Annotated in this window: 2 protein-coding genes; both read right to left on the minus strand. The window is 58.7% G+C overall.

Features of this window, described 5'->3' with window-relative positions:
• Positions 1-288 (minus strand): SDR family NAD(P)-dependent oxidoreductase (locus AB1462_RS31855; protein ID WP_367249077.1); only part of this gene is annotated, 288 nt, incomplete at its 3' end.
• A gap of 27 nt (positions 289-315) precedes the next feature.
• Positions 316-468: an SRPBCC domain-containing protein gene (locus AB1462_RS31860; protein WP_367249079.1), complete on the minus strand. Its 153-nt coding sequence runs from the start codon at positions 466-468 to the stop codon at positions 316-318.
• Between the last annotated feature and the right edge of the window lie 2 nt (positions 469-470).

Raw genomic sequence — 470 nt, forward strand, 5'->3', positions numbered from 1 at the left:
GCCTGCCTCGTGAACAATGCCTGCATTGTTGACCAGGATGTCGATGTCGCCGAATACGTCTATCGCTGAAGCGATGAGATTATGAACGTCCAGCTTCCTGCCGACATTGGTGCGGATGAAGTGAACCTTGCCAAGCTTTTCGAGGTCGCGTTCGGCCTTGTCGCCCTTTTCCTGATCGATGTCGGCAATGACCACGCGTGCGCCGTCCTGAAGGTAGCGCTGCGCAATGGCAAGACCGATGCCGCCCGCGCCGCCGGTCACGAGTGCCGTCTTGCCTTCAAGTGCCATTGTCGTCTCCGGGTTGCGTTGGTCAGCTTATAGCGCAGACTTGCAGACGAATGCAGCGAGATTGTCGAGCGTCGATGAAAGCCCCTCGGCGTGGTCCTCGGCTCTTATGCCTGCAGGCACATTCTCGCAGATGAGGCTGACCTCGGTGCCGCCATCCACGGGCTTGACGCTCCAGGTCATTT

The sequence above is a fragment of the Pseudomonas sp. SB113 genome, from assembly GCF_040754745.1.
Classification (GTDB): domain Bacteria; phylum Pseudomonadota; class Gammaproteobacteria; order Pseudomonadales; family Pseudomonadaceae; genus Aquipseudomonas; species Aquipseudomonas grimontii.

Excerpts from the sequence above, each read along its gene's own strand:
- AB1462_RS31860 (WP_367249079.1), bottom strand. The coding sequence starts at position 468 with ATGACCTGGAGCGTCAAGCCCGTGGATGGCGGCACCGAGGTCAGCCTC.